21 protein-coding genes and 1 tRNA gene are annotated in these 26751 nt (G+C 66.8%); 17 read left to right on the top strand and 5 right to left on the bottom strand.

Translation table 11 applies throughout. The features are described from left to right. Positions 1-13 precede the first annotated feature (13 nt). The 3 genes from BM249_RS06720 (at position 14) to BM249_RS22175 (ending at position 2087) form a co-directional block, all read left to right on the top strand. Positions 14-1216, top strand: coding sequence for a pyridoxal phosphate-dependent aminotransferase (locus BM249_RS06720; protein ID WP_091970214.1), 1203 nt, complete (start codon positions 14-16; stop codon positions 1214-1216). A 279-nt stretch (positions 1217-1495) separates the two neighbouring features. Further along, positions 1496-1774 (top strand): hypothetical protein, encoded by a 279-nt coding sequence (locus BM249_RS06715; protein WP_091970509.1) that lies wholly within the window; start codon positions 1496-1498, stop codon positions 1772-1774. Positions 1775-1868: 94 nt separating this feature from the next. Further along, the gene (locus BM249_RS22175; protein ID WP_091970211.1) at positions 1869-2087 is read left to right on the top strand and encodes a hypothetical protein; all 219 of its coding nucleotides are present in this window, start codon (positions 1869-1871) and stop codon (positions 2085-2087) included. A 21-nt stretch (positions 2088-2108) separates the two neighbouring features. Here the strand turns inward: BM249_RS22175 and BM249_RS06705 are convergent, their stop codons facing one another. Then, the gene (locus BM249_RS06705; RefSeq protein ID WP_091970209.1) at positions 2109-2498 is read right to left on the bottom strand and encodes a hypothetical protein; all 390 of its coding nucleotides are present in this window, start codon (positions 2496-2498) and stop codon (positions 2109-2111) included. 411 nt (positions 2499-2909) lie between these two features. Between BM249_RS06705 and BM249_RS06700 the strand changes: the two genes are divergently transcribed. Next, complete coding sequence (locus BM249_RS06700; protein WP_026175704.1) at positions 2910-3119, top strand: cold-shock protein; 210 nt, start codon at positions 2910-2912, stop codon at positions 3117-3119. Positions 3120-3309: 190 nt separating this feature from the next. Continuing rightward, positions 3310-3540, top strand: a complete 231-nt coding sequence (locus tag BM249_RS06695; protein WP_091970207.1) for an AsnC family transcriptional regulator — start codon at positions 3310-3312, stop codon at positions 3538-3540. 510 nt (positions 3541-4050) lie between these two features. On the opposite strand, the gene BM249_RS06690 is transcribed toward BM249_RS06695, so the two are convergent. The 4 genes from BM249_RS06690 to trpA form a co-directional block, all read right to left on the bottom strand. Then, entirely contained in the window at positions 4051-4935 is an 885-nt protein-coding gene (locus BM249_RS06690; RefSeq protein WP_091970205.1) for an outer membrane protein, read from the bottom strand. 115 nt (positions 4936-5050) lie between these two features. Then, positions 5051-6376 (bottom strand): bifunctional folylpolyglutamate synthase/dihydrofolate synthase, encoded by a 1326-nt coding sequence (locus BM249_RS06685; RefSeq protein ID WP_091970201.1) that lies wholly within the window; start codon positions 6374-6376, stop codon positions 5051-5053. A 121-nt stretch (positions 6377-6497) separates the two neighbouring features. Beyond that, positions 6498-7403, bottom strand: a complete 906-nt coding sequence (gene accD / locus BM249_RS06680) for an acetyl-CoA carboxylase, carboxyltransferase subunit beta (protein ID WP_425284801.1) — start codon at positions 7401-7403, stop codon at positions 6498-6500. 34 nt (positions 7404-7437) lie between these two features. Then, positions 7438-8298, bottom strand: coding sequence for a tryptophan synthase subunit alpha (trpA, locus tag BM249_RS06675; protein ID WP_091970199.1), 861 nt, complete (start codon positions 8296-8298; stop codon positions 7438-7440). Positions 8299-8553: 255 nt separating this feature from the next. Between trpA and BM249_RS06670 the strand changes: the two genes are divergently transcribed. The 12 genes from BM249_RS06670 to BM249_RS06615 all read left to right on the top strand — a co-directional run bounded on the left by BM249_RS06670 (position 8554) and on the right by BM249_RS06615 (position 26428). Further along, positions 8554-10584: an ATP-binding protein gene (locus tag BM249_RS06670; RefSeq protein ID WP_091970197.1), complete on the top strand. Its 2031-nt coding sequence runs from the start codon at positions 8554-8556 to the stop codon at positions 10582-10584. Between the two features lie 48 nt (positions 10585-10632). After that, on the top strand, positions 10633-10926 hold the full coding sequence (locus BM249_RS06665; protein WP_091970195.1) for a hypothetical protein: 294 nt from the start codon (positions 10633-10635) through the stop codon (positions 10924-10926). A gap of 19 nt (positions 10927-10945) precedes the next feature. Continuing rightward, on the top strand, positions 10946-11800 hold the full coding sequence (gluQRS, locus tag BM249_RS06660; protein WP_244528625.1) for a tRNA glutamyl-Q(34) synthetase GluQRS: 855 nt from the start codon (positions 10946-10948) through the stop codon (positions 11798-11800). Positions 11801-11970: 170 nt separating this feature from the next. Continuing rightward, entirely contained in the window at positions 11971-13476 is a 1506-nt protein-coding gene (locus tag BM249_RS06655; protein WP_244528624.1) for an acetate--CoA ligase, read from the top strand. Between the two features lie 140 nt (positions 13477-13616). Next, positions 13617-14432: a glycosyltransferase family 2 protein gene (locus tag BM249_RS06650; RefSeq protein WP_091970191.1), complete on the top strand. Its 816-nt coding sequence runs from the start codon at positions 13617-13619 to the stop codon at positions 14430-14432. A 13-nt stretch (positions 14433-14445) separates the two neighbouring features. Then, positions 14446-14537, top strand: a tRNA-Ser gene (locus tag BM249_RS06645). Between the two features lie 108 nt (positions 14538-14645). Beyond that, positions 14646-16532, top strand: a complete 1887-nt coding sequence (locus BM249_RS06640) for a DUF6538 domain-containing protein (RefSeq protein ID WP_091970189.1) — start codon at positions 14646-14648, stop codon at positions 16530-16532. A gap of 83 nt (positions 16533-16615) precedes the next feature. Continuing rightward, a complete protein-coding gene (locus BM249_RS21930; protein WP_244528623.1) occupies positions 16616-16966 on the top strand; it encodes a hypothetical protein in 351 nt (116 codons plus the stop codon). Positions 16967-16969: 3 nt separating this feature from the next. Further along, positions 16970-20077, top strand: a complete 3108-nt coding sequence (locus BM249_RS06630) for a DUF499 domain-containing protein (RefSeq protein ID WP_091970185.1) — start codon at positions 16970-16972, stop codon at positions 20075-20077. A gap of 9 nt (positions 20078-20086) precedes the next feature. After that, positions 20087-20734, top strand: a complete 648-nt coding sequence (locus BM249_RS06625) for a DUF3780 domain-containing protein (RefSeq protein ID WP_091970182.1) — start codon at positions 20087-20089, stop codon at positions 20732-20734. Beyond that, the gene (locus BM249_RS06620) at positions 20731-23673 is read left to right on the top strand and encodes an anti-phage-associated DUF1156 domain-containing protein (protein WP_091970180.1); all 2943 of its coding nucleotides are present in this window, start codon (positions 20731-20733) and stop codon (positions 23671-23673) included. Before BM249_RS06625 ends, BM249_RS06620 begins: the two co-directional genes overlap by 4 nt. 10 nt (positions 23674-23683) lie before the next feature. Further along, positions 23684-26428, top strand: coding sequence for a helicase-related protein (locus BM249_RS06615; protein WP_244528622.1), 2745 nt, complete (start codon positions 23684-23686; stop codon positions 26426-26428). The last annotated feature ends 323 nt before the right edge of the window (positions 26429-26751 follow it).

Raw genomic sequence — 26751 nt, 5'->3', positions numbered from 1 at the left:
CCGGAGCTGTTTCATGGGCTTTCTCGCCGACGCCCTGTCGCGTGTGAAACCGTCCGCGACCATCGCGATGACGCAGAAGGCGCGCGAACTCAAAGCCGGCGGGATGGACGTGATCAGCCTCTCCGTGGGCGAGCCGGATTTCGATACGCCGCAGCACATCAAGGACGCTGCCGTCGCCGCCATCGCGCGCGGTGAGACCAAGTACACGCCCGTCTCCGGCATCGTGCCCCTGCGCGAAGCCATCGTGACGAAGTTCAAGCGCGAGAACGGCCTCGACTACAAGCCGTCGCAGACCATCGTCGGCACCGGTGGCAAGCACGTCATCTACAATGCCCTGCTGGCCACCCTGAATCCCGGCGACGAGGTGGTGATCCCGCGTCCCTATTGGGTGTCGTACCCCGAGATGGTGGTGCTGTGCGGCGGCACTCCGGTCTTCGCCGAGACGACCATGGAGCACGATTTCAAGCTCCAGCCGGAGGAGCTCGAGCGGGTGATCACCCCGAAGACGAAGTGGATCATCCTCAATTCGCCCTCGAACCCGTCGGGCGCGGCCTATGCGCGGGACGAGATGAAGCGGATCACCGATGTGCTCCTGCGCCATCCGCAGGTTTGGGTGCTCACCGACGACATGTACGAGCACCTCTGCTACGGCGATTTCGAGTTCGTCACCCCGGCCCAGGTCGAGCCGAACCTCTACGACCGCACCCTGACCATGAACGGCGTCTCGAAGGCCTATGCCATGACCGGCTGGCGCATCGGCTACGCCGCCGGTCCGGAAAAGCTCATCAAGGCCATGGATTTCGTTCAAGGGCAGCAGACATCCGGAGCCTGCTCGATCTCGCAATGGGCGGCCGTCGCCGCCCTCGACGGCACGCAGGCGCATCTGGCCGAATTCCGCAAGGCGTTCCATGCCCGGCGCGACCTCGTGGTCTCGATGCTGAACCAGACGCAGGGACTCAAGTGTCCGACCCCGGAGGGCGCGTTCTACGTCTATCCATCCTGCGCCGAGACCATCGGACGCACCGCCCCCTCCGGCAAGGTGATCGAAACCGACGAGGATTTCGTGGTCGAACTGCTCCAGGCCGAGGGCGTGGCCGCGGTGCATGGCTCCGCCTTCGGTCTCGGCCCTAACCTGCGGATCTCCTACGCGACCTCGAATGCCGCGTTGGAGGAGGCCTGCACCCGGATTCAGCGGTTCTGTGGATCCTTGCGGTAAAGGGCTTGGGACAGCTGCGCCGCGGAGCGATGTCCCGCGGCGCGACGGCGGAGGGCCGGCCTGTGGCGGGGCAGCCGCATCGAGGTCCCGGCCCTCGTCGGGGCTGAAGGTTGCGCGTGGTGCGGCCCGGGGACAATTCGACTCTGCAAGTCCCGCGATGGCCTGATCCGGGATGGATCGGAGATGTTGGCGAAAGCGGTCCCTTAACGATCCTACGCGAGTATAGACCCAGGCCGGGGAACCGGCTCCGTGTCACTGCGTAGCCTCGGGCCAACCATCATGAGACGCCTCCTCACGGGTGGCATCAAGGCGATCCTCGCCATCGCCGCGCTCTCCACCGCAGCCCATTGGACCATGCGCCTGCAGCGTGAGCCTGCAGCCCCGACCTGGCCCGTCGCGTCGATTCCCGACCCGGTGACCACGGGCTCCATCGATGTGCGCAAACATGCGCCCGACCGCGATGTGACGCGTGGCCTCGACCAGCGCCGACTTTCGGAACTGTTCGCCGATACGGTGCCGGAAAAAGCCCGGGTTCAGAAGGCGGCGGCCAGGCGCTGAGGTTTGCGCATCGACTGGGAGCCCCGCCCGGGCCCTCGGAACCCGCCGCAGGGGGCTGGTGTTGGTCGACACAGCCCTTTGCAGGAGAGTCCGAATGGCCAATCCCGGCCTACCGATCCCCGAACCCTTGCCCGGCGGTATTCCCGGAGATCTCCCGGCGCCGCCTCCGCCCGATGAACAACCCGATATCGGGCCGACCGGTCCCCGCACGCCCTATCCCGTCAACGATCCCGGAATCGACGCACCGGGGGGGCCCGGTTCCGAGCCGGATTATCTCCCGGGCGTTCCGACGGATCCGGGCGTTCGGATGTGACGTCGCCCGACGCCGGGCGTTCTAGTGATCCCCATGAGATGCCCTGACATCGCGGGGGGCACTCAGGATTTCCGAGAGGCTCGTCGCCACGTGACGGGCCTCTTCGTCCGTGAGGCGGAGTTGGAACGGCGGCAGGGCGCCGGCCTGCAGGGCGACGACGGCCTGGCCTTGCTCATCCGTCCCCACCTCGATGACCGAGGATGTGACTTCGAGCATCGCCAGATCCTCGTCGCCGAGGTCATCCGGCCCATCGGCATCGTCCGGCTCGTCGATGGCCGTGAGGAGGTGACCGACGGCCCGGACCAGGGCGCGGGCGGCCCGTGCATCCATCACCACCGCCGTCGCCTGATCGTCCTTCTGGAAGGACAGCTGGATATTCGCGCCTTCGAGGGAAACCGAGATGCCCGCCATGAACCGCCTAACCGCATCGTCATCGAGTCGCTCACGTCAGCGCCGGTCCGCAATGGGTTCCCCGCGGGCGAGGCGGGGTCGGATGACGATATTCGTGGGCGACTCTCGCCGCTTGAACTCCAACTCACATATGCACCGTGTGGTGCCGGATGCCCAGCACTTGGCGCCCGTGCCGCAGGGGGCTCCCAGCGTCTCGCGGGAGGTCGGCGCGTTTCCATCGACCGAGACGCCTTGTTGCCGCCGCATGAAGCGACTACATGTGCATGCAGCGGGTATCGGTGAGCCGGGCGCTTGTAAGACAAAGCGTTTCACGTCCTGCTGATCCCCGTCAGGACGTTTTAGAAGAGGGTCTTCGCATCGACATCCTTTGGATGGCGGGTGAAGATCGACGAACGATACGAGGATCTATACGTGAATACCGGCACTGTGAAATGGTTCAACGAGACCAAGGGCTACGGCTTCATCCAGCCTGACGATGGCGGCAAGGACGTCTTCGTTCACATCTCCGCCGTCGAGCGGGCGGGCATGCGTAACCTCATCGAGGGCCAGAAGGTCTCCTACGAGATCCAGACGGATAAGCGCAGCGGCAAGGATTCCGCCGGCAACCTCCAGGCGGCCTGACGGCTTCGGCGCCAGCCCACAGGGCTGGCGTCACCTCCGGCTCCAGGGCGAGCCCTTCATCGCCAATCGACGTGGCGCCGATTTCAGAAAAACGGCTCACCGATTCGTGCTCCGCAACCCCGTAGAACGTTCCCGGTCCCGCTCTAGGAACCCTATACCTCACGACACGAGAAAGTACACAAGAAAACATATGTTGTTCGAATATACCCGGCGCCGCGGCGTCCGTTCGCCCGTCACCGACGCGGCGACCTTTCGGGTGGATCGTCTGAAGAAGACCGCGACGCGCGGTTCCCAGGCGATGGATCTGAGCCACCTCATCGATACCTCTTACAATTATCATTCGGCCCGCGAACTCCGCTGGCACCTCGCCGATCGATTCGGCATGGCCCCCGAGGCCGTTGCCCTGCGCGAGCACGCCTGACGCCGCGTCCGCTCGGTTGAGGGCGGCCTCTGGACTGCGGGTGAGGCGCTGAAAGACAACCGAACTCCGCCATTCCGAGGGAAGCGAACGGAGTTCTTGTGAGCCGGATCATCCGAGGCCGATCCCATTTCAGGGATCGGTCGCGTTTCGAGGGCTCCGTCTCGGCTCGTCGATGTCACTGAGCATGAATGCGATGTCCCTGGTCCGGCCCCATGAGCGGGACGACCTGGGCACGGCCACGTTCCAGAACGCCACGTTTCGCTTTCCCCATCGTTTCTCTCCGGTCTTGCTTGCCGAACCGGCGCTCGGGCGGTCATCGCCCCTGGGGGCCCGTGCCGATCTCAAACGGGGTGCGGGTTCCGGAGGGGCGTATGGTTCGCCCGGTGGAGGCCGCAAACGAAAGGCCCGGCGCGTGAGCGCCGGGCCTTTCGTTTGAGCCCCCCTCGAACGAAGGAAGCCCGGCCTTTCGGCCGGGCATCCCAAGTTCCGTAAGACCGGAAGCGGTTCGGCTTAGTACGAGCCGAACTTGTAGTTCAGGCCGGCGCGGATGACGGCGAACTCGGTGTCGCGGCCACGGGTGTTGCCGACGGTGGTGGTGGCGTAGGGGGTGTTGGTACGGAACTGCAGGCCGGTGCTGTTCGAGACGGCGAACACATCGCTGGCAGCGGTGCGGTCGAGGTTCACGTACAGACCTTCGACCTTCAGCGTCACGGCGGACGAACGGAAGAAGTTCAGGAACGAGTCGGTCGGGAGAGCGTACTCGATGCCACCGCCGGCAGCGTAGCCGGTGCGGAAGCTGTCGTTGCCGCGGAAGCCGCCGAACGAACGGTCGGCGCTGCCGGAGCCGTAGGCGAAGCCGCCGGTGCCGTAGAACAGGACGCGATCGAAGGCGTAACCGATGCGGCCGCGCACGGTGCCGAAGAAGTCGAGGCTGGACAGGCCGTTCGGGTTGATGAACGTCAGGTCCGGGTTCGGGGTGCCGATGAAGGCGGCGTTACGACCACGGTTGCGACCGAAATCGACGTACTGAGCGTCGGCTTCGATACCGACCACGACGCCGGAGCCCGGGGTGAACTGGTAGTTGTAGCCGATCTGGCCACCGCCCGTGAAGCCTTCCTGCGAGCTGCGGTCGGAGTAGATCACCGCGCCGTTGCCGCCGACGAGGCCGGGGTTGCGGAAGATGCCCGAAGCGCCGGAGGCAACCACGGCGGTGGTGCCGTCGAAGCTGCCGGCGTCGAAGGCGTAACCGGCGTTGAAACCGGCGTAGAAGCCCGTCCAGGTGAAGACCGGCACCGGCACGAACACCGGCGGCGCGGCGCGGCGCGGAAGGTCGGCGGCCGAGGCGGCGGCCGTGAGAGCCGTGAAGGCTGCGAAAGACGTCAGAAGCTTTTTCATTTTTTGATCCCCAGCGAGTTGCCCGATCGCTGGGCAAGCTATCCGACTTTCCACAGCCAAGATGTAGCGTGGCGGTCACACTTGCCGGGGGAAGAGGCTGCTCCCCGGGCCGAGCTCAGGTTGGCGGAGTTCCGTTGGCCGTCAGGACGGCACCGGCGAGGTAGAGCGAGCCGCAGATGAGGATGCGGGGAGGGGAGGTGAAGGTCGCGGTGCTCAGGCCCTCGAGGGCCGCCTCGACGCTCGACGCCACCTGGGCTTCGAGGCCGACCTCGGCGGCGATCTGCGCCACTTCCTCGGCCGGACGAGCCGCCATCTGGCCGGCGATAGGCACGGCGATCAGGGTTCGGGCGAGGCCGACGAAGTTGCGCAGGAAGCCCTCGGCATCTTTTGTGCCAAGAAGGCCCACGACGAGGACGAGGGGGACGTCGCCGCGTTCGCCGAGATCGGCCATGGCGGCGGCGAGGATGCGGCCGCCGTCGATGTTGTGGCCGCCGTCGAGCCACAGCTCCGCGCCCGCCGGCACGAGCTCGGACAGGCGGCCCCGGCTGAGGCGCTGGAGGCGGCCGGGCCAATCGACGGAGCCGAGACCCGCTTCGATGGCGGCCGTGCCGATATCGCCGAAGCCCGCCGCCCGCAGGGCCGCGATGGCCGTGCCCGCATTGGTGAGCTGGTGGCGGCCGTTGAGGCGCGGACGCGGCAGATCGAACAGGTCGATCTCGTCCTGGAACACGAGGCGCCCGCGCTCGGCATGGACGGAGAAATCCTGGTTGCCGACCTGGACCGGGGTGGCCCCGACGGATTCCGCGATCCGACACAGGACGGCATCGGCTTCCGCATAATCCTGCGCGGCGATCACCGCCGGACACCCGGCCTTGAAGATGCCGGCCTTCTCCGTGGCCACGGCCTCGACGGTATCGCCGAGATACTCGGCATGGTCGCGGCCGATGGGGGTGACCACGGCGCAGGCCACCCGGTCGATGACGTTGGTGGCGTCCACCCGCCCGCCGAGGCCGACCTCGAGGAGGAGCACGTCGGCGGGGGATTCCGAGAACAGCAGGAAGGCCGCCGCCGTGGTGATCTCGAACACCGTGATCGGCTCGCCGTCATTGGCGGCCTCGCAGCGGGCGAGGGCGTCGGCCAGCCGCTCCTCGGGGACGTAGTGTCCGCCCCCCACGGCTCCGATGCGGATGCGTTCGTGGAAACGCACGAGGTGGGGCGAGGTGTAGACGTGGGCGGCCAGCCCCCCGGCTTCGAGGATCGCCCGCATGAACGCGATGGTGGAGCCCTTGCCGTTGGTGCCGGCGACGTGGATCACCGGCGGCAGTTTGCGCTCGGGATGGCCGAGGCGTTCGAGCAGGCGCTCGATGCGACCGAGCGACAGGTCGATGGTGCGCGGGTGCAGGGCGAGGAAGCGCGCCATGAGCGCGTCTGAGGAATCCATGGGCGGCGTCGCGTCGGTGAGCGGGTTTCGCAAAAGTGGCCGCCGGTTTTGCGTGAAAACCCGCGATACATCAAAACCGACTTGGTTCACGCTGGCGAGCCGGCGTGAACCGGGTCGGGGCTCAAGCCGGTTCGGCCATGGGGGCCGGCCGGGGGGACAAGGGCGCGTCCTGATTCATGAGGAGACCGCACAGGCGGGTGATGGTCTCCTTGAGGGCGTGCCGGTGGACGACCTGATCGATCATGCCATGCTCGAACAGGTATTCCGAACGCTGGAATCCATCGGGCAGTTTTTCGCGGATGGTCTGCTCGATGACGCGCGGGCCGGCAAAGCAGATGAGCGCGCCGGGTTCGGCCAGATGCACGTCGCCCAGCATGGCGTAGGACGCGGTGACGCCGCCCGTGGTCGGATTGGTCAGCACCACGATGTAAGGAAGCCGGGCCGCCTTCAGCCTGCGGATCGCCACGGTGGTGCGGGGCATCTGCATGAGGGAGAGGATGCCTTCCTGCATGCGGGCGCCGCCGGAGGCCGAGAACAGGATGTAGGGTGTGCGCTTGTCGAGGGCCGTCTCGGCGCCGCGCACGAAAGCCTCGCCCGCCGCCATGCCGAGGGACCCGGCCATGAAGGCGAAGTCCTGGGCCGCCAGGGTCATGGGCAGGCCGCCGACGCGGCCGAAACCGATCTTGAAGGCGTCGGGCATGCCGGTCTTGGCGCGGGCATCCTTGAGACGGTCGGCGTAGCGCTTCTCGTCCCGGAACTTGAGCGGATCGGCGGCGACGTCCGGGAGGGGGACATCGATCCAGGTGCCCTCGTCGAACATCATCTTCAAGCGGGCGCGGGCGCTCATCTTGAGGTGATGCTCGGAGCCGGGAATGACCCAATGGTTGCTCTCCACCTCCTTGTGGAACACCATCTGGCCGGTATCGGGGCACTTGACCCAGAGGTTCTCTGGGGTCTCCCGCTTGAACAGGGTCTTGATCTTGGGGCGCACGACCTCCGAGATCCAGTTCATCGGCTCAACCATCATCGTGATGCCGTCCTTGAATGTTCCGGGAATCGGGTCAGACTTCGGCCGCCCGGCGTACGCCCGCCGCGAGGTCGCGCACGAGGGCGCTCACGGCGTCCACGGTGCTGGCCTGCGCGCGGCCTTCGGCATCGAGGCTGCTCCGCAGGACGTCGATGAGGGCCGAGCCGACCACCACGCCGTCCGCTCCCCGCGCGATGGCGGCGGCATCCGCTCCCGTCCGCACGCCGAAGCCGACGACGACGGGCAGATCGGTGTGACGCCGGATGCGCGCGACGGCGTCGGCCACCTTGCCGAAATCCGGCGTCGCCGTGCCGGTGACGCCGGTGATCGAGACGTAATAGACGAAGCCGGCGGTGTTTGCGAGGACGGCGGGCAGGCGCTTCTCGTCCGTGGTCGGCGTCGCGAGGCGGATGAAGGCGAGGCCCTTGGCGAGCGCCGGCAGGCACAGCTCGTCGTCTTCCTCCGGCGGCAGATCGACCACGATGAGGCCGTCGATGCCCGCCACCACGGCGTCGTCGAGGAAGCGCGCGACGCCGTAGGTGTGAATCGGATTGTAGTAGCCCATCAGAATCACGGGCGTCTCGGCGTTGCCGGCCCGGAAGCGGCGCACGAGGTCGAGGGTCTTGTCGACGCCCTGGCCGGCTTTGAGCGCCCGCAGGCCGGCCGCCTGGATCGCCGGACCGTCGGCCATGGGATCGGTGAAGGGCAGGCCGAATTCGACGATGTCGGCGCCCGAGGCCGGCAGGGCCTCCAGCACCTTGAGGGAGGTTTCCGGGTCGGGGTCGCCCGCCATCACATAGGTGACGAGGGCCGCGCGGCCCTCCGCCCGGCAGCGGGCGAAGGTCGCGGCGATGCGGGCCTGGGCGGGGGCGGTAACGGGGCTCGGTTCGGTCATGGGCGCTTGCGCTCTCGCGGCCGGCCCGGATCGCGGGCTTTTGGGTGGAGCCGTCGCGCCTACACCATCGGGACCGGCCCGTGAAGCGCGGGCGGCCTTCGGCGCCCCCCACGCCGGCGGTCTTCGAGCGTCTCCAATCCGATGCCTTGCGGCAGGGAATGCTTAAGCCTCTTTCGAAAGCCGTCGTTCAAACCCCGTCGGCATCGTGGCCCGACGTCGCGGATAGGCCGTTCCGGTCGCGTCGGGGAGAGACGCATGACCAGCCAGACTCTTCTGCTCCTCGTGGCGGTCCTGGTCGTGACCGTCGCGTTTCTCCTGTGCCGGACGCTCCAGGGCGGACGCCCTTCACCGGGGGAGGGGGCTGAGATCGAGCGTCTGCGCGACCGCGTCCGGCGGATCGCCGAGAGCGAGGAGCGGTACCGCTCCCTCGTGGAGGCGACCACCGAACTCATCGTGCAACGCGATTCCCTGGGGCGGATCACCTTCGCCAATGCGGGATTCGGATGCCTCGTCGGCACGGATGCCTTCGCCCTCGTCGGGTCCACCGTGGAGGTGCCCTGCCTCGAGCATGGCCCGATGGCGGAAGGCCCCGACGGGGTGCGACGGATCGAGCGGCGCCTCGCGCCCGTGAACGGGCCGCCACGCTGGTTCTCCTTCATCGAGATGCCGGTCGTCGGCTCCGACGGCCAAACCCAATGGCTGCATGCCGGCTCGGACATCACCGGCCGGATCGAAGCCGCCCGGTCCCTCGACGAGGCCCTGAGCCGCGCCGAGGCGGCCAACGTCGCGAAATCCCGCTTCCTCGCCACCGTCAGCCACGAATTCCGCACGCCGCTCAACGGCATCCTCGGAATGGCCGATCTCGTCCTCGACACCGGCCTCGACGCCGAGCAGCGCACCTACGTCGAGGCGGTGCGGACCTCCGGCAAGGCCCTCCTGTCGCTCATCGACGGCATCCTGGATTTCTCGCGGATTGAGTCGGGCCGCCTCGACCTCGCCGCCGCGCCCTTCGACCTCGCGGCCCTCGCGGAGGGCGTCGTCGAACTCCTGGCGCCCCGGGCTCAGGACAAGGGCATCGAGATCGCCCTCGATCTGGGCGAGGATTTCGCGGGCGCGGTGATCGGCGACGCCGACCGCGTGCGGCAGATCCTCGTCAACCTCGCGGGCAACGCCGTGAAATTCACGCAAACCGGCGGCGTCGGGATCGAGATCGCGCGGACGGAGGACGGTGTCGCCCTCACGGTGCGCGACACCGGGCCGGGCATTCCGCCCGAGCGGATTCCGCACCTGTTCGAGGAGTTCGAGCAGGGCGACGGCAGCGCCAGCCGCCGCCACGAGGGCACGGGCCTCGGTCTCGCCATCACCCGCCGCCTCGTCGCCCGCATGGGCGGACGGATCGAGACGGAGTCGCTTGTGGGGCAGGGCAGCCGCTTCACGGCCATCCTTCCTTTGGCCGAGGATGCTTCGGCGCCACCGCCGGAGCCGGTGTCCCTCAATGGACGTCGGGTGCTCATCGTGGCGCAATCGCCGTTCCAGGCGCCGTATCTCGCCCGCCGCCTGGTGCGCGCGGGGGCGCGCGCCGAGGTGGTCTCCATTGAGGCGGGCGCCCTCGCGGCCCTCGCGACCCAGCCCTTCGATGCCGTCATCGCCGACCGGTCGCTGGGCGATTCCACCGTGCGGACCCTGGCTCGGGCGGCCAAGGGGCACGGCGTGCGCTGCAGCCTCGTCCTGCTTTCTCCGTTCGATCGACGGGAATTCGGGGCGCCGGGGGCCGCGGGCTTCGATGGCTACCTCATCAAGCCCGTGCGCGCCCGCTCCCTCCTCGACCGACTGAAGGCGCCGGCAAGTTCGCCCTCGGCGGCCGCGGAGCCCGCCGTCGATGCCCCGTCGGAACCGGCGCCCCGCTCGGGCGCCCGGGTGCTCCTCGCCGAAGACAACCCCATCAACGCGCTCCTGGCCACGAAGGCCCTGGAACGCCTCGGCGCCACCGTGGTGCCGGCCCGCGACGGGCTCGAAGCCGTCGCCCTGTTCGAGGACGGCCGCTTCGACCTCGCCCTCGTGGATATCCGTATGCCGGGCCTCGACGGCCTCGAGACGGCGCGCCGCATCCGGGCCCTGGAGGCGGCGCGCGGCGCCCGCCGGCTCCACCTCGTGGCCCTCACGGCCAATGCCGGGCGTGAGGACGAACGGGCCGCGCAGGCCGCCGGCTTCGACGATTTCCTGCCCAAGCCCCTCAACCTTCGCGCCCTCCCGGCGCTCCTCGACCGGCGGTCGGACGCCGCCTGACGGATCGGCGCGTTGACACGGGCCCGCCGCCACGCGCACACGGATACCATGGTCGCTCCTTCCCCCTTCGCGGCTTCGACGCCGGACCCCGCCTCCGCCCGCACCGACCGAACCGTGTTGGGCGGCATCGCCGCGATCGTTCTCGCCGCGGTGCTGATCGGTACCCTAGTCCCCGCGCCGCACCGGCCCGTCGCCGTGGCGCCGAGCGCCGACCTCACCTGCGCCGAGTGGGGCGACGGCTGCCGGGTGTGTCAGCGTCAGGCGGACGGCCCCGCCTGCTCCCTGCCGGGCATCGCCTGCGTGGCGGGCGAGATGCGGTGCCTGCGCCGCACCGGTGACTGATCCGGCCGGTCCGGTATCCGTGCCGACGTTTCGGTTCGCTCCGAGCCCCAACGGTCGGCTCCACCTCGGCCATGCCTTCTCGGCCCTGCTCAACGCCCGCTTGGCCGCGCGTTTCGGCGGCCGTCTCCTCCTGCGAATCGAGGATATCGATCCTGGCCGCTCACGCCCGGACCTGATCGCGGCCGTCATCGACGACCTCGCCTGGCTCGGGCTTCGTTTCGACGGGCCGGTCCGCCGACAATCGGAGCAGATGGACGCCTACCGGGCGAATCTTGAAAGCCTCGCGGCCCGGGGCCTCGCTTATCCGTGCTTCTGCTCGCGCTCGGAAGTGGCGGCGGCGGCCAACCGTGCGGAGGCGATCCGGCGCGATCCCGATGGCGCACCGCTCTATCCCGGCACCTGCCGCCATCTCACGGAGGGGGCCGTCGCCGGCCGCCTCGCGCGGGGCGAACCCCATACCTGGCGTCTCGCCATGGACCGGGCCCTGGCGACGGCTCCGGGGCCCCACCGCTTCACCGCCTTCGATACGCAAGGGCCGGAGCACCTCGCCCCCGCCGACCCCGCCCGCTGGGGCGACACCGTCATCGCCCGGCGCGACGTGCCGACAAGTTATCACCTCGCCGTGGTGACCGACGACGCCACGCAGGATGTCAGTCACGTGGTGCGCGGCGCCGATCTCCTCGCCGCCACCGACCTGCATGTCCTTCTGCAAGCCCTCCTCGGGCTCGCTTCCCCCCGCTACCACCACCATTCCCTCTTGCTGGACGCCACGGGGGCCAAGCTCGCGAAATCCCGTGGGTCCCAGAGCCTCGCGGACCTGCGGGCGCAGGGGACCGAGCCGCAGGCCCTGCGCGCGAGCCTCGGCTTTTCCTGAAGGCCCCCTCCTGAAGGCCCCCGATCCCATCCGGGGTTCCCGAAGGGATCATCCCCTCGGCGGGTGTCGGGCAGAGCCCGACCTTTTCTCCGAGCCTCCCATGCGGCTCGAATTTCCGTGACGAGGCGGTGTATCACATCGGAAAAATCACGAGGGAGAGACCCAAGCCCGTGTCCGACCGCTTCAACGCCGCCGCCCATTGCCTGTCCGAGAACGCCCGCCTGCGTCCGGACAAGGCCGCCCTCGTCATGGCGGGCGCCGACGGAGCGAGCGCGATCCTCACCTTCGCGGAGGCGGACCGGGCCGTGCGCTCCATCGCGGCCGGGCTCCTCGGCCTCGGCCTCGAGCCCGGCGCGCGGGTGATGGTGCGCCTCGGCCACGAGGCCGACTACGTCCTCACGTATTTCGCGGCCCTCGCCGCCGGCCTCGTCGCCCTGCCGGCCTCGCCGCAGCTGACGCCGGCCGAGGCGGCGTTCCTGGCGGAGGATTCCGGGGCCGCCGTGATCGTGGCCGGCGCCGACGTTACCCTCGATCCGGACGATGTCGTCGGCCGCATCGTCCTGCGCCCCGCCGATATCGCCGCCTTCAAGGCGGGGCCGCCCCTGCCGGCCTATGCCGACACGGCGGCCGAAGACCAAGCCATCCTGGTCTACACCTCCGGCACCACCAGCCGGCCGAAGGGCGTGCGCCACGCCCATCGCTCCGTGCGCGGCCGGGCGCCGATGCACGCCCACTGGCTCGGCCTCACCGACACCGACGTGATGCTGCATGCCGGCACCCTGAATTGGACCTACACCCTCGGCGTCGGCGTCACCGATCCGTGGGCCTGCGGCGCCACCGCCGTGCTCTACGACGGCCCGCGCGATCCCGCCTTGTGGCCGGCCCTCATCGCCCGCCACGGCGCCACGATCTTCGCCGCCGTGCCGAGTCTCTACCGCCAGATCCTCAAATACGCGGACCTCGCCGCCCACGATCTCTCGGGCCTGCGCCACGGCGTCACGGCCGGCGAGGCCCTGTCGCCGGAGCTCCTCGCCGCCTGGGAGGCCGCCACGGGCAAGCCCCTCTACGAGGCCCTCGGTATGAGCGAGATCTCCACCTACGTCTCCAGCGGCCCGACCATTCCCGTGCGGCCGGGCTCGCCCGGTCGGCCCCAGCCCGGGCGCCGCGTCGCCATCCTGCCCACGGATGGACCGCCCGAGCCGTTGCCGCCGGGAGAAATCGGCCTCCTCGCCGTCCATCGCTCGGAGCCGGGCCTCACCCTCGGCTACTGGAACCGGCCGGACGAGGACGCGGCGGTGACGCGGGGCGAGTGGTTCACGGGCGGCGACCTCGCCCGCCTCGACGCGGACGGCTACCTCTGGTTCCACGGCCGCAACGACGACCTCATGAACGCGCTCGGCTACCGGGTGTCGCCGAGCGAGGTCGAGGCGGTGCTGGCGCGTCATCCCGATGTCGCCGAGGTCGGGGTGGCCGAACTCGCCGTGCGCGCCGACCTTAGGGTGATCGCGGCCTTCGTGGTTCCGAAACCCGGCGCTACGTCCGAGGCCGCCGACCTCCTGGCCTTCTGCGGCCAGCACCTCGCCGCCTACAAATGCCCGCGCGAGGTCCGCTTCCTCGACGCCCTGCCGCGCACGCCCAACGGCAAGGTCCAGCGCCGACGCCTGGGGCAGACCTGATCCGGCGGGGGCTAAATCGGCAACCTCGCGCGGCGCCTGGCGACTCGACCGGAATTCGCACGAGGTTGTGGCCGGGGAGGGGGCTCGCTAGAGCGGGGCGCCTCCCCCGCAAGGATCACAGACCCGATGTCGGCTCCGCGATGACCGCGCTTCCCCTATCCGTCTTCATCATCGCGAAGAACGAGGCCGACCGCATTGGTGCGACCATTCGGGCGGTGCGGGACCTGACCGACGACCTCGTGGTGGTGGATTCCGGCTCCACCGACGGCACGCAAGCCGTTGCGACCGCCCTCGGCGCCCGAGTGATCCACAACGACTGGCCGGGCTACGGCCCGCAGAAGCGCTTCGCGGAAGACCAGTGTCGCCACGTCTGGCTCCTCAACGTCGACGCCGACGAGGTGGTGCCGGCCGATCTCGCCGCCGCCATCCGGGCCACCTTCGCCAAGGGCGAGCCGGCGCACCCGGCCTACCGCATCGCCATCGCGGAAATCTTCCCCGGCGAGGGTCGCCCGCATCCGTGGGCCTACCGCCTCACGCCCGTGCGGCTCTACCGCAAGGACCAGGGCCGCTACGCGCCGTCCCCCGTCCACGACCGGGTCGACCTCGCGCCCGACGCCTCCGTGGGCCGCCTGCGCGGCGTGATCCACCATTTCTCGGTCCGGTCCCTCGGCGACCAGCTCGACAAGCTCAACCGCTATTCCGATCAGCAGGCCGACGATCTCGCCGCCCGCGGCGTCACGATCCCGACCTGGCGCCTGTTCGTCGAACTGCCGGGCAATTTTCTCAAGGCCTATGTGGGCCGCCGCCACTTCGTGCGCGGCACCTACGGTTTCCTCACGGCCATGAACTACGCCATCTCGCGCCACCTGCGCGTCGCCAAGCACTACGAGCGCCGCCGCGCAGATTCTCACGCAAACCCCAAATCCCGGCTTGACCATTCCGACGCGAAATTCTAGATCGACGGCCTGCGGAGACGTGGCCGAGCGGCTGAAGGCACTCGTTTGCTAAATGAGCGTACCCCGAAAGGGGTACCGAGGGTTCGAATCCCTCCGTCTCCGCCACTCTAAGTCGTTGAATTTATTGATGTTTTATGTCGTGGTGCGGGAGCATCATGGCACAGGGCCCTGTCACAGCCTGGACCCCGGTCCAAGCGCAGACCCTGGGCGCCTGTGTACGTCGTCAAGCGCGGTGACCGTTTCTGGTTTCGTAAGATCGTCCCGGTAGACCTCGTCGACGTGCTCGGCATCGCCGAGATCCGCCGGTCGCTGCGTACCGCCAGTGCCCGCGAGGCACGACGGAGGGCGCTGGACGTGCTGGTCAGGGTCGAGGACGTCTACGAGGTTCTCAGGTCCGAACGGCCCCTGCGCCCCGCCAGGGACGTGGCAATGGCGCTTCTCGAACAGGCGCTTTCCACGAACGAGGGCACACCGGGTTCCTTCGAGGTCAGGGACCGGACGCTTCGGGATGCGCGGGGGGCCATGCGACGGACCGGGGACCGCGACGTCTCGGTCGGTCGACCCGCGGATGCCGCCGGCCTCGGCGAGATCCGTACCGACGACGTCGTGACCGCGGTCGAGGCTCTCCACCTCCTCCGGCGCGAAGGACCCAGGGGAGAAGAAAACAGGATTGCGGTTTCGATCCTCGAAGCGGTTGCGAGGATGACCCAGGGGGGCCTTCCCGATACCGTGCAGGGCCTGGAGGACCTCGACGGAGCCCTCGAAACGCTGGCGACTCTGCGGAGCGCCGAGTCCGCGCTCGGGAACCCGGCGACGTTCGAGGCGTTTCGGGCGCTTTTCGCAGGCTTGATGCCGCCTCCCGCACCGGCCCGCGACGACCCGTCCGTGAAGGAAATCGTCGCATCGACGCTTCGGGACGAACTCGCGCGCAGCGAGGCGGAACGCTGGTCCGCCATGCCCGTCGCAGACGCCATCGCGCAGTTCGTCGCGGAGGAAAGCAGCAAGCGCGGCGGGGCCAAGCATCAGCAGGATGTCCCCCGGCGCCTGGCGTCGTTCCTCACCTGCGTCGGCAACAAGCCGATCCGCGACGTTTCACGGGACGACGCGAAGGCCTACAGGGACCTGCTAGACCGGGTCCCCGACCGATTCGTGCAGCGGTTCAAGACCTACGACCTGCGTGAGGCCATCGCCGCGAACGACAAATGCCGGGTGCCCAACCCGGCCATCGGCAGCGTCACCGTCGATCTCAAGTACCTCGGCCCCGTTCGGCGGATGTTCGAGTACCTCGTTCGGGAAGGACTGATCGCCTCGAACCCGTTCACCGACATCCGGTCGCGGCAACAGGAGCAGTCCGGCGCCAAGTCGAAGCGCCTCCCGCTGAAGACCGCCCACATCAACGGGCTCCTCGCCCTGACCTCGAAGGAACCGGTGCTGTCCGCCACCTACTGGCTGCCCATCATCATGCTCTTCAGCGGCGCCAGGCCGGGCGAGCTGGCGCAGTTGAAGGTCGGCGACCTTAGGGAGGACTACAACGGTCGGCCCCACCTGAACGTGCTCTGCCTCGATGATACCGAGAACGAGGAGCCGGATGTCGTCCCGCTCCGCAAGGGGCCGAAGGAAACCAGGACCGTGAAGACCCATGCCGGTCACCGGTTGGTGCCGGTGCACCCCATGCTCGTACGGATGGGGATCCTGGACCTGTTCGAACGCCGACGCCGGGTGTCGGACGTCAGGGGACAGCTCTTCGGGGACGTGGCCCCGAACGCCCACGGGCATTACAGCGCGGCCGTGACGCGACGCATCAACCGGCGCCTCCGCTCACTGGGCGTGGAGAACAAGCGGTTCGTGCTCTACAGCCTCCGCCACAACTTCATCGACGCCTGTCATGCCGCCGGGATGCCGGACGTCGCCCGCATGAAGATGGTCGGCCACCAGATGAACGGCATGGGAGGGGTCTACGGAAATCCCCTGCCTGAGCCGTGGGAGAGCGCCTGGATCGAGAAGGTCGCGTACGAGGGGCTCGATCTGGAGCCGTATCTGCGGATGGCATCCAAGATCCCCGCCCCGGGGACCCGAACTGCGCGGCAACGGACTTGGTAGGCCAGATCAGCCTTCCGCGGACTAAAGGCTGACCATCGTTTCGTGCAGGGTTCCCGCGGTTTGCCCGCGTGTGCCTTTCCAGAATGCCCAGCACCATCAAGCCGAAGGATTCGGTCACGCTGATCGGAAAGCGTGATGCTTTACGGATGCCCCGCAGCAATTCTGATTGCCGAATCGACCGGGGCGTTGAGAATGGCCACGCTGGATATCTGGATATCTGGATGGCTTCGATGGCTCGCAATCCACTTCCGGGGACGATACGGAAGGATGGGCGGAGGGCATTCTATGTTTACCTCTCGCCGCCACTCATACGCGAACTTAAGAAGGCTGCCCTCGATGAGGAGCGCCCGGCCTACGAACTCGTGGAGGAAGCCGTGGAAGCATTGTTGAAGAGCAGGCGGATCGCCCGCCCGGCTACGGACGGGGTCGCCTGACCGATGGCAATTCAGACCGTACGCCAGCTCTGCCGGATCTCGGACCTCGTCGACGACGACGGCCTGGTGGATCAGATCGCCAATCTGGACGATCTCCATCGGGGTATCGATGCGGATGCGTTCTTCCGGCGCAATCATTTCACGGAAGGCCTCAGTGCCCTCGTGCGCAACGGCTTCGACCGGCTGTCCGGGCGGTCGAGCGGCGGTGCGTTCTATCTCTCCCAGTCGATGGGCGGAGGTAAGACCCATTCGCTCATCGCCTTCGCCTTGCTGGCGCAGGACGACGGCCTCAGGCATCGCATCATTCCGAACATTGCACCCACCGCGACGTTCGGTGCGGCCAAGGTGGTGGTTTTCAACGGTCACCAGAACCCCGAGAACTTCCTATGGGGACTTGTGGCGGAGCGCCTCGGGCGACCCGAAACCATGAGCAGGTTTTGGAAGGACGGCGCCAAGGTGCCCGGCGTCGATGCATGGGAGGCGGCGCTTGGAACCGAACCGGTGCTCATCCTGCTCGACGAGCTGCCCAGCTACCTCCAGATGGCCGAGGGGCAATCCGTCGGCAATTCCACGCTCGCCGACATCACCATCGGAGCGCTGGAGCGACTGTTCAACGCGCTCACGCGTTTGCCGCGGGCCTGCGTGGTCGTCACGAACCTGATGGACGACGTCTTCGCCGAGGGGTCGGGACGCCTCAAGACGCTGATCAACAATCTCAACAAGCAATACGGGAAGTACGCCCACGCCATCACCCCGGTCCAGCAGAACAGCGGCGAGGTGTTCCAGATCATCCGCCGCAAGCTTTTCGACGACCTCCCGCCGGACGACGTGATCGACGAGGTGGCGCAGGCGTATGTCGACGAGCTCAACAAGGCCAAAAAAATCGACGACATTGCCTCCGTTCCGGAAAGCTTCATCCAGCGCATCCGCGAGACCTACCCGTTCCATCCCTCGATCCGGGACATCGTCGCCAGGTTCAAGGAGAACCCGGGTTACCAGCAGACCCGTGCCCTGATCCGCATCTTACGCCTGGCCGTCAGGAACGCATGGAAGTCGGACGAGCAGATCTTCCTGATCGGGCTGCAGCACCTCGACCTCAACCACGGCGGCACGGTCGAGGAGATCCGCAAGATCAACAACCACTTCACCAACGCGATCTCCAAGGACGTGGCGGATCGCGGCAACGCGCTGGCCGAGCTGATCGACGACGCGGCCGGCTCCACGACGGCGACGTCCGTCTCGAAGCTCGTCCTGATGGCATCGCTCTCCACCGCGGAGCAGCCGATCCTAGGCCTGCGGCGCTCGGACATCGTCGAATGTCTCGTAGACCCGCTGACGCGGACGTCGGCCATATCCACCGCGTTGGACAAGCTGAGCGGAACAGCGGAGTACCTATTCAAGGGCCCGGACGAACGCGTTTATTTCGGCCAGACCGCCAACGTGATCTCCGAGATCAATAATACCGCGACCAGCCTGACCGAGGAGGTCGTCGACAACGAGTTGCGCAAGAAGCTCGCCGAGATCTTCGAGCCGCGCTCGAAGGCTCTCTACCGGACCCTCGCGATCCTTCCTTCGCTCGACGAGATCAAGGTCCTTGAGGATGACGTGACGCTCATCGTCCTGGAGCGTTCGGCGAAGGACCTGCCGAAGGCTTTGACGGACTGGTGGGCCAAGCTGGATCGCCAGAACCGCGTTTTGGTACTCACCGCCGACCTTACCTCGCTCGGGACGCTGCGCAACGTGGCGAGGCAGATCCGCGCCATCACGATCGTGGAGAAGGCGACCCTTGCTCGGCACGGCAAGGACTCCACGCAATCCAAGGAGGTCGAGACCATTCGGGTGCGGGCGGCGAACTCGTTCACGTCGAGCGCGCGGGAAACCTTCACGACGCTCGTCTTCCCCGCCGAGCGTGGCCTGCGCGACTTCGGGCAGTTCCAGATGGTGTTCGACAACAACGATTATCGTGGCGAGGAGCAGATACTCGCCACGCTGGAGCAGCGCGGTAAGTTTTACCCCTCGGCAAAGGTAGAAAAGGAAATCAAGGCCTTGCGCGAAGAGGCTGAGACCGCACTGTTCGACGCGAACATGGTCCAGCGGTCAGAGCTGCGCAGGAAGGCTGCGGCCAAGCCGGGCTGGTACTGGCTGGCGTCGGGCGGTCTCGACTACCTTATTGAGGAGAGCGTCAGGACCAAGCACTGGCGCCTCCGCAACGACCTCGTCGAGAAGGACTATCAACGCGAGACCTCGGTGTCCGTGCGCCTCGATGGCCCGCTCGATGCCATGTTGGACAAAGGCATCTACAAGCTCGTGATCCTCCCCGAGGAGGCCGACATCGTCTACGCATCGGAGAGCGGCCCTCCCGATCCGAGCGTATCGGGCCGGGTCACGGGGCGGTCCTACGAGACGAGCGCCTCCCGCGTCTGGTTCCTCGGCGTGAACTCCAAGGGAGAGGCGATCACCGGACCGGTCCACGAATGGCTGGCACCGGTCCTGATGGCGGCCCATGCAACCTCCACGTCAGGGGGGTTGCAGGTGGAATGGACTGTGATCCCTCGCGCGGCCGAGATCCGCGCCACCTTCGACGGAACCGACCCGTCCCGCGGGACCGTCGTGACCCAACCCCTGTCCGTACCGCACGACGCATTCGAAGTCCGCCTGCTTCCGGTGGTGGACGGTCGTACAGGCGATGTGTCGGTGATCCGCCGCGCGGGATCTTCTCGTTTACCGTCCGAGCCTCGCGTCATCCGTGACGATTGGCCTCTCACTTTGCTCGAACGGCAGAAATTCGATTCCATCACCCGCCTGACCGATGCCCTCTCCGCGCTGAAGTCCGCCCACGGCTCGGCCGTGCACGGTGGCCAGGTCGACGTCGGCACCGAGGAGCCGGAGACCTTCGCCGACACCACGTTCGGGGATGACGTGGCGCTGCGGCCCGAGGCCATCGAGACGATCATGGCCACCTTGGCCGCCGCCGGCGGCTTCACGGCGACCCGCGCCAACGGCAGCTTCAACAGCATCAGCTTCGCCTCCGGCAAGGACTACAAGGTGTTCGCCGATGCGCTCGGGCTCGACTTCGAGCGGATGGCCTGGTCGCAGGACGAAGGTCGGTAGGGGACGAGAATGTCTGGTTTCGATTGCGCCGACCACTACCAGGAACACTGCTACCTCGTGCAGGTCCCCAGGACCGCAAAGGAAAGCGTGCATGTCTTCGAGGTCTATGGGCGACCGCCCAAGGCCACCGAGGATCTCTGGGCACCGGAGGTCACCCTCCGAGCCCAGCTTACCAAGGGCAAGTGGGACGCCATTTCGGCGGAGGTCCGCCTGGAATTCAACCGACGGCTCAAGCTTGAGCGTCGGAAAGCGGGAACCTGGTCACAGGGGGGGAACGGCGTCCAGCGCCTTCTGGGCAAGGAACTGCTGGTTCTGGTCTGGGCCGTCGAGCAGGATGTCGTATCGCTTGAGCAATGCGAGGTGGCGGTTCGCAACTGGCTCGGACTCAAGCCCGAAGAGCGCTGGTGGCTCTACACCATGACGGCGGCGGCGACCGGCTTCGCGCATCAGGTCGGAATGGGGTGGCGGGACGCTCTCACGAAGGCCCTTTGCTTCGGGACGAGGCGCGACGTGTTCTCCCTCGGCTCGGTGACTGGGCGCGGAACGCTCCCGCCTCGGCGCAATGACGCCTACGCGCCCGTGAAGGATGCTAGCCGAAAGAGGATCGAGTTCGCGGCGCTGCGCGCCATCGCGGCTAACGTCGAGGTCCTGGCATGAACGCCCGCGTGGACGGCCTAACCAATCCCGGCCCTGTCCCCCACTCCCTGCGGGATGCGCCCTCCTTCATCGAGGCACAATTCCCGGTCGGGCGTGTCTCGGCGGAATCCTTCAAGGAACGCTCGGCGGTGCAAGGGCAACTGCTCACAACCTTGGGGACGTACTGGAAGGGCCGCAAACCCTTGATCCTGGTCAGGGCGACCGTGCTCGGATGCCTGCTTCCCGCAACCGAGGATGCATTAGGGGATCTGCGTGTTTTCCTCCTGCTGATGGGCATGGACGACACTACGTTCGCACGCCGCATGACGAGCTTCCCGGCCAAGAAGGTTGACCCCGACTGGCCCGGCTATCTCAAGGTCATCGAACCGGGGGAGCCTCCCAAATGGCGTAAATCGCTTCCGAAGGTTGAGCGACAGGCGCTCCTGGCGCAGTGGCTGCTCACGCTTCCGTACGACCGGCGCCTGGACCTGTGCCTGAGGCCTGAGGATTGCCCGGAACGCGAGCTGCTCGAAGGGATCTGGGACGACGTGAACTCCCACCTTGGGACGACCGCCCGATCCGTGCACGAGCTAGTCCGCCAACTAGGCGTGATGCGCTTCGGACATCCGCCGACGCTCGCGGACCCCTTCTGCGGAGGAGGCTCGATCCCGTTCGAGGCTGCCCGGATTGGCTGCGAGGTGCTCGCGTCCGATTTGAACCCGGTCGCCTGCATGCTGACGTGGGGGACGTTTAACGTCGTAGGCGCCTCGGCCGAAACGCGGTTGGCGTTCGAGAAGGCTCAGAAAGACGTCGCCGCCGCGGTCGAGCGAGAGATCGCGGAACTCGGTATCGAGAATGACGCGAGCGGCAATCGCGCCAAGGCATACCTCTACTGCATCGAGACGCGTTGTCCGAAAACCGGGTGGATGGTGCCGGTCCTTCCAACCTTCGTCATCTCGAAATCACGCAACGTCGTCGCCACGCTGATCCCCGACCCTGTCAACCGCCGGTACGGGATCGAAGTCACGACCAGCGTCTCCGAAACTGACATGGCTCTAGCCGAGACGGGGACGCTCCGCGAAGGCCGGCTGGTACATCCGGCCAATCCCGAGCGTGACGGTGTCGCGCTCGGTGTCATTCGCGGTGACTACCGCGGCGAGGACGGTCGAGGGGCTAATCGTCTCCGTGCCTGGACGAAGGCCGGATTCATTCCCGAGCCCGACGACATCTTTCAGGAGCGGCTCTACTGCATACAGTGGATCGAGAAGGGTACGGTCGATAAGGCCCGCCAGACGACGTTCTTCTCCGGCGTGCGTGATGAAGACCTCGAAAGGGAGAGGAAGGTTGAAGCAATCGTTCGACGAAACATTGAGGATTGGCAGGCTGCCGGCTTGATCCCGGATCAGCCGATCATCCCGGGGGCAGAGACGGCGCGGCTGCGTCGGGAGCGCGGCTGGACCTACTGGCATCATCTTCTAAGCGCTCGGCAACTGCTGTACTTCGCACTTGTGTCCAAAAACATCCACGAACTCGAACCGAGGATGCAGACGGCGCTTTACCTCAATCTAGCCAAGGCTTTGGATTGGGGAAATAAGCTCTGCTACTACGGCACGGGTGCGGCGCGGGAATCAATCAGCCACCTGTTTTCGAATCAAGCCTTCAACACGTTTTTCAACTATGGCGTCAGGGCATCCCGGGGACTCAGCGAGCACATCCTAATTGATCTCGGGGATCTTCAGGAAATCCATGGTTCTGCCGTGGTCTCGAACCGCTCCGCGCTCGATTTCCAAGACGCGATTGACATCGGCGTCTCGGACCCGCCTTACGCCGACGCGATCAACTATCATGAAATTACCGAGTTCTTCATAGGCTGGCTACGGAAGCGGCCACCATCCCCATTCTCGGATTGGATCTGGGACAGCCGCCGAGAGATGGCGGTCAAGGGTACTGACGAACGATTCCGATCCGACATGGTCGCCGCTTACAGGGCCATGTCGGAACGCATGCCGGACAATGGCATGCAAGTCGTCATGTTCACACATCAGGACGTCGCCGTCTGGGCTGACCTTGCCGCGATCATGTGGGCGGCCGGTCTACGCGTGACGGCTGCCTGGAACGTAGTTACCGAAATCGCGAAGCCCTCTGGCGCCGGAAACTACGTACAGGGCACCGTCCTTTTGGTGCTGCGTAAGCGTCTGACCGGCACCAAGGTCAAAAAGATGGACATTGAGTACGAGATCGAGACGGAGGTCGACCGACAGCTTGCGGTCTTGAACGATCTCGACAACGATTGGACCTCGGAACGTCTCTACACGGACGGCGACCTGCGGCTTGCCGCCTACGCGGCGGCCCTCCGTGTCATCACCGGCTACACCCACATCGACGGTAGCGAGATCGGCGTCGACATCTACCGCAAGCTGGCCAAGGGCGAGAAGACGGTCATACGTAGTCTCATCGAGTACGCCGCCGAGGTAGCGAATAACAAGCTCGTCCCGGACGGGTTCCCGGAGACCCTCTGGCGGGACCTCGATCCCGCCTCGCGCTTCTACGTCAGGATGCTGGACGTCGAGGCGACCGGCGCCACCAAATACGCCGATTACCAAGATTTCGCTCGCTCGTTCTCGGTCCAGAACTACCACTTGTTGATGGAATCGAAGAAGGCGAACGCCGCTTCGCTTGCGGGAGCGGCGACCTTGAAGGGCGCCATGCTGGACGGCGAGGGGTTTGGCTCCTCGCACCTGCGACGTGTCCTGTTCGCGGTTCACAAGACCATGCAGAAGGACGATCCGAAGGAGGGCCTCGCGTACCTCCGAACGACGTACGAGGCGGACTATTGGGGCCACCGGATGAAGCTCATCGAGTTCGCCAAGTACGTCTCGACCAAGACGGCCGGGACCCGTCCGGACGAAAGCGCGGCGGCGGACATGATGGCCATGCGGCTGGAGGTGGACCGGCTGTAGGGGCGGTCCGGTGACGATCCTGCGTCATTCGTCACGGCGTGCGCCGCTCCGCGACATGCTCGCCGAGCGTTTGTCGCGAACACAGCGCTATCTGCGCATCGCCGGATACTTCCGGTCGTCCCTCCTCGAATTGGTTTCCGAGGAGATCGGCGGGGTCGACGAGATCCGCATCGTCTGCAACGCCGAGGTGGACGCGAACGATGTCAGGGTCGCACGCGCCGTCGCGGCAGGAGCGGGGGCGCTGTCTCAGGCGCTCGTCTCGGCGTGGATGGCCGACCGGACCGGCCTCGACGAACTCCTGGCGAAAGACCGGTATCGCATCCTGCACGGGCTCCTGGCGTCGGGACGGATGAAGGTTCGCGTGGTCCCCCGCGACGGCGGCAACGTGTTCCTCCACGGCAAGGCCGGGATACTGGAGTTCCGCGACGGTGGCTCGACCGCCTTCGTGGGCTCAATGAACGAGAGCGCGACCGGCCTGCGACATTCCTACGAGATCCTCTGGGAAGACGATGCGCCGGAGGCGACCGAGTGGGTCCGTGAGGAATTCGAGCACTTTTGGGCGCTCGGCATCGATCTGCCCTCGGCGGTGATCGAGCATATCGGTTCGGTCGCGGGCCGCTCGGAGTACGCATCCATCGAGGACGCTCGTGCAAAGGGGCACCTCTCCAATCCGGCGGCATCCCTCGGCGACCGCCCTCTCTACCGAACCGGTCAAATCCTGAGAACCTGGCAGAAGCGTTTCGTGCAGGCATGCGTGGACGACCATGCATTGCATGGGAAGGCCCGTTTCCTCCTCGCCGACGACGTGGGTCTCGGCAAGACCCTGTCGTTGGGCGCCGCGGCCCTCGTCCTCGCCCTCCTGTCTGATGGGCCGGTTCTGATCCTCTCGCCGGCGACCCTGACCCGCCAGTGGCAGACCGAGCTGGGGGATATGCTGGGGATACCCTCGGCGATCTGGTCGTCGACCCGCAAGCAATGGCTCGACGGCGACGACTTCGCGATCTCGCCCAAGGGGGATGCGTCCGCGGTCGCCCGCTGCCCGTTGCGTGTCGGGATCGTGTCGACAGGCGTGATCGTCAGCGGGGCCGACGACGGCGAGGCCATGCACCTGCGCGGGCGCCGATTCGGCGTGGTGGTGCTCGATGAGGCGCACAAGGCCCGGGCTGACCGTGGCGGGAAGGACGGCGGACGCGTCGGCGCGAAGCGCCTGCTCGACTTCATGGAGCGTGTCGCCGCCAACTCGGAGAACGTACTCCTCGGCACGGCGACGCCGATCCAACTCGACGCGGTCGAGATCCACGACCTCGTGGCACTCTTGTCCAAAGGTGCGATCCATGTCCTCGGCAAGGAGGGAAGCCGGGGATGGATTTCGGATACGTCCATCGAATACCTGACCGGCGAGCGTAGCTGGCCGACCGACCCGACCGATCAGTGGGGTCTCTTGCGGAACCCGCTCGCCCCGATGTCCGAGGATGCGATCTACAGGAAGATCAGGTCGCTGCACGGGATGTCGGCCGGCCAGGTGGACGGCCCGCGGTACGAGGACCTCTCCCGCGGCCTGAGGAGCCAGGTCCGTGCCGAGTTCGCGCATCTCGCCACGCAAACGAACCCGATCATCCGACGCGTGATCCGCCGGTCCCGCCCCATGCTGGAGGAGGCTGGCCTGCTGTCCCGGATCGAGGTCATGGTCCATCCCCGTCAATCGGACGGCCTTCCCTCCAACCTGTTCTCCGGTGCCGGACTGGAGATGGGCCTCTCGTTTCGGAAGGCGTACGACGCGGCGATCCGGTTCTGCGCGCTCTACGTGGCATCACGACCGGCCGCTGGTTTCATGAAGACCATCCTCCTGCGGCGGATCGGATCGTCCGTGGAGGCGGGGCTTAACACGACGCGGCTGTTGCTGCAGGGTGCGGAACCTCGTTCGATTGCCGAGGACGAAGACGACCTGCCGGACGTCAAGGCCGAACGCCTGGCCCTAATGCCATCGGAGATCACTTGCCTGCGGGAGGTCGAAGCGCACCTGCTTGCGGTCTCCCAGCGGGAAGGGCTGGATCCGAAGGTGGCCGTGATCGCGCATTACCTCCGGGAGGGGGGCTGGCTGCACCGGCACGGCATGATCGCCTTCAGCCAGTTCTACGACACCGCGGAATTCGTCGGACGGGAGCTTGCCCGCCTCTTCCCGGAGCAGCCGGTGGCGATCTATGCCGGCGGCGGCCGTTCCTTCGTACTGAGCGGAGGAGAGAGGCGACGCACCGACCGGAACGCCATCAAGGATGCCGTTCGTGACGGTGCCATCAAACTGGTCGCGGCAACCGATGCAGCCTGCGAAGGCCTCAACCTGCAGCGCCTGGGCTCGCAGGTGAACGTCGACCTGCCCTGGAACCCCTCCCGGCTTGAGCAGCGCAAGGGACGTATCCAGCGAATAGGCCAGACCCGCTCCACCGTCCACGTTGCCAACCTACGCTATGCGAACACCTACGAGGATGACGTCTACACCGCCCTCTCTGATCGTTTCGCTGACATATTCCAGGTGCTGGGACAGCTTCCGGATTCCTTCGAGGACGATTGGGTCGATGCGATACTCCGCGACCGGGATGCGGTGAAATCGTTTCCCGCACGCGTGAAGCTGACCCAACCTGCAGTCGAACGTCGCTACTCGCGGGACGTGGCCGGCGACGCGGACATGACTTGGGAGGCCACCGAGACCATCCTCTCGTCAAGGGACATAGCCGAATTCATGCGGAAGGGTTGGTAGCGTAATCCATGTGATCACTTCCCGGGGGGGCGGAGCGGGCGACCATGCCCGCTTCACGTACGCAGGTCGCGATTGCGAGCAGACCATGTGGGTTCCAGGGTCGGGTTCTCGCAAACCGGACGTGAGGGCTCGACCGGTTCGAACTCGTCCATCTGAGTTTGCGACATCCTTGGCATGCATGGAAGCCGGTCCGCCTGCCCCCAAAGCAGCATCAGGCGTATTCCCGCCGATGCAGGGGCCGTCCACTTCCAGCATCAGGTCGCATGGGGGCGGTGGGTGCAGGTCTCCGAGCCCAACCGGATGTCGGGCAGTCTTCTGCTGGC

The sequence above is a fragment of the Methylobacterium gossipiicola genome (genome assembly GCF_900113485.1).
Classification (GTDB): Bacteria; Pseudomonadota; Alphaproteobacteria; order Rhizobiales; family Beijerinckiaceae; genus Methylobacterium; species Methylobacterium gossipiicola.
The sequence above is the reverse complement of the archived record's forward strand: the minus strand, read 5'-3'. Positions and strand labels throughout refer to the sequence as shown.